This window comes from Collinsella sp. AF28-5AC, assembly GCF_003457875.1.
In the GTDB taxonomy this organism is placed as follows: Bacteria; Actinomycetota; Coriobacteriia; order Coriobacteriales; family Coriobacteriaceae; genus Collinsella.
Genome location: NZ_QRTA01000031.1, coordinates 1 through 2,952 on the forward strand (window position 1 = coordinate 1; position 2,952 = coordinate 2,952).

Sequence of the window (2,952 nt, forward strand, 5' to 3'; positions counted from 1 at the left end):
CAGACGCTCAAGCAGGAATACCTCGATACATACGAGCGAGGTGAATGACATGATAGGCAAGAGCTATGCAAAGATAGCGATTGTTGGCTTTGTACTTTGTCTTGCAATGGTGCTATGTGCATCATTTGCGAGGTATAGGTCCGAGCAGTCGTTCATCGATGGCGCTGAAAATGGGTTTGGCATAGACGGGATGTATGTCAGCGATGGCGCGACCGGGCCGTCTATGGCGATTCTCGCAGGCGAAGACATGGAATGGCAAATCTGTAATGGCGATGGCTCTTGCATGAGTGGTCGTTTGGCCGCAACGAGCGATCCGAATTCGTTCGATCTTCTCGACAATGATGGAGCGGATTGCGGTTCGGTTCACCTGTCATATGCATCGCGAGACGGGATGGACGGCATTCTCTACGTCTCCCACGAGACTGGCGATTTCAAGATGCGCAGGACTAACCGGGTGCCGGCTTTTATCGAGGAGTGAGAGTTCCCGGCGGCCTGCCGATCAGGCCGCCGGGGTATTGAACCCCGCATTCATCCGTACACACACGGATGAATGCGGGAAGTGTCCGGATGAAGTTGATAATCAAGGAAACAAAGCCGTTCTGCCTGGGACGGCTTTGGCCTGGACTTTAACTACAACATCGCAATCGACACTTATCAGCTCGCGCAACGCGCATGGCCAAATCTCGGACGCTGGTGCATGGAGGACCTTCGAGATTTACTGGACATCCAAAACGACGACGCACACCGCGTGCTCGCCGACTGCGAAGACGAGATGGCCGTCTACAATGCGATCAGAAACGGCGTGAAGTCCGGAGATCTTTCTGTGGAACCGCCGCGCCGTCGCGCGAGCCGACCGGGCAACCCGGGTAATCTGGTCCCGGCTCTCCCGGTCGTATTCCTACGATATCGCCCCTAGATCACCAATGTGTCAGATAAAGAATGAGGCAATGGCTGTGATCACGCCTACGGCAGATGCAACGACTGCGCCTTTTTTCCTCTCCTTTAGTCCGACGAATAGGGTTGCCGTAAAGTAAAGGGCGGAAATGCAGGCTATGGCAAGCGAAACGAGTTCCTTGGGCGGTTTCAGCAAAAGGTCGCTAGCAAAGAGTAATGCAAGCAGGGCAAAGCCGATTGTGGTCAAGTATCTCGATTGATTTTGCGACTGCATGGCAACTGCCTTTCAGAACATGCAAGTGAAAAGTCGGTACGATGTCATTGCGGTTGCAAACAAGCCGCCGCCAGGACCGGTTGTCACGAGACCGGCGATAACTTCAGCGGTGCCAGCAAGGTAGGGATCGCGCAGGCAAGCCTCCTCCTTCGCGTTCAGCTTGACCTTGTGAGGGACGGTGCGGTTATTTGCAAATCCGTGAGAATCGCACCACGCCTTGGAATATGAATCCGTGCAGCGTCCGCGCTCAAAAAGGGATATATCGTAATTTTCGTCGTAGTTGTCTCCGACGTAGATCTCGCTGCTCTCGGCGGGAGATCCCTCGTCGGCATAGGCTGCCGCAACGGGCACAAATGGTGTCATGACAAGGGAGAAGCAAAGAGCTGCTGAGACGATGGAGGGCAGGCATTTCTTCATGGCTGGCTCCTTAAACTGGCCTTTGATAGTTACTCGATGTCGCCTCCTTCCGCTTTATATCCGTTGTATTCGGCGTATTTCTTTAATAAGGCAAGAGGTTCTTCCTCTCCTTCGGATGAGCCGATGATGTTTCCTTGGTCATCCAGTATGAATACGGACGGAATATGCTCAAGTTCATATTGGTCATTCACGACCTTATCTTAATCTATGTAAATGGGAAAGTCTCCTTCATGGACCGAGGCTTCTTCAATCGTGCTGTCCTCAGAAACATTGAAAAGGTTCTTCCTTATGGCTGCGAAATTATCAAGTTGTGGCATATCCTCTATGAGAGATTCGCAGTGCGGACACCACGATGCCCGAATACCGCATCATCGGTATCAACCATGACGACCTCGCCGACGGTAGCGGCAAGGCGGGGCTGACGTTTGAGACGACCAACGATGTCCTATACAAACACATCTGGAACGACACAAAGACCAATGTCGGCGGTTGGAGGTCCTCTAAGCTCCGCGCCCGCCTGAACTCCGGTGACCTCTGGGCGCTCCTGCCGGCCGAGCTCCAGTCCAAGGCGAAGGCCGTCACGAAGATGACGGACAACGAGGGCGGCGGTAGCGCCGGCACTCCGACGGCAACGAATGACAAGGTCTTCATCCTCTCGACGACCGAGATTTACGGAGACCTCCAGTCTGACGGCGCCCAGTACGAGTACTATGCGACGCCGAGGTATTCTGGACCTGAGATTGTGTGCTATTTCAGCACTCGTTCCGTGTCTCCGAGTGACTCAACGGACTTTATCTATGTTGACCCTTTCGGTCGCTGGAGCAGCGGTAGTGCCAACAGTGCCGGCAACGTGTTTCCCGCTTGGTGCTTCTAGATTTTCTAGTGCAAGGCCCGCGCGACTCCGCGCGGGCCTATCTTTTGGCAAGTGTACGAACGGTTTAGGTTCGCGGCAGGTATTCGGGTTGAGGAGAAATAGGGTCATACAGCGGCTCTCAGAGCGCCAGCCGCACTCCTCCGCCATTACCTCTGCGGCGTCCTCGTATAGAGCCCGTACTGCTTGGCGTTTCGTTGCAACAGCCCACTTGTCCACCGATCAAGTGAACTACTGGAATAAATACAGCGACACGCTTGTTCGTTACAGTCGCTATATCTGCGTAAATCGCCGCGATAAATACAGTCTGTACTCGACTGTATACCAGCTACGCGTATGTAGATTCATATCGCGTTAATAAATCGGTCCAAGCGTGTGCAAAACGCGCAAGTAGCCGCAAAAGGCGATTATCGCGCAGGGTGATTTTTGGCACCCTGTTGATTAATCAGAACCACCCTTAAAAAGGGTGGTTTGCTCTTAGGGTATAACCCACGGG

Annotated in this window: 4 protein-coding genes; 2 read left to right on the forward strand and 2 right to left on the reverse strand. The window is 53.4% G+C overall.

The annotated features are described in order from the left end of the window. A partial coding sequence (locus DWZ01_RS10480; RefSeq protein ID WP_233506210.1) for a hypothetical protein occupies positions 1 to 478 on the forward strand: 478 nt, incomplete at its 5' end. 450 nt (positions 479 to 928) lie between these two features. On the opposite strand, the gene DWZ01_RS10485 is transcribed toward DWZ01_RS10480, so the two are convergent. After that, positions 929 to 1,168 (reverse strand): hypothetical protein, encoded by a 240-nt coding sequence (locus DWZ01_RS10485; protein ID WP_117770647.1) that lies wholly within the window; start codon positions 1,166 to 1,168, stop codon positions 929 to 931. Positions 1,169 to 1,180: 12 nt separating this feature from the next. After that, positions 1,181 to 1,585 (reverse strand): hypothetical protein, encoded by a 405-nt coding sequence (locus DWZ01_RS10490; RefSeq protein ID WP_117770648.1) that lies wholly within the window; start codon positions 1,583 to 1,585, stop codon positions 1,181 to 1,183. Positions 1,586 to 1,937: 352 nt separating this feature from the next. On the opposite strand from DWZ01_RS10490, the gene DWZ01_RS10495 reads away from it, so the two are divergent. Continuing rightward, positions 1,938 to 2,459, forward strand: a complete 522-nt coding sequence (locus tag DWZ01_RS10495; RefSeq protein WP_117770649.1) for a DUF6273 domain-containing protein — start codon at positions 1,938 to 1,940, stop codon at positions 2,457 to 2,459. Positions 2,460 to 2,952: the final 493 nt, after the last annotated feature.

Coding starts and splice junctions, on each gene's coding strand:
- DWZ01_RS10490 (WP_117770648.1), bottom strand. CDS start 1,585: ATGAAGAAATGCCTGCCCTCCATCGTCTCAGCAGCTCTTTGCTTCTCC.
- DWZ01_RS10495 (WP_117770649.1), top strand. CDS start 1,938: ATGCCCGAATACCGCATCATCGGTATCAACCATGACGACCTCGCCGAC.
- DWZ01_RS10485 (WP_117770647.1), bottom strand. CDS start 1,168: ATGCAGTCGCAAAATCAATCGAGATACTTGACCACAATCGGCTTTGCC.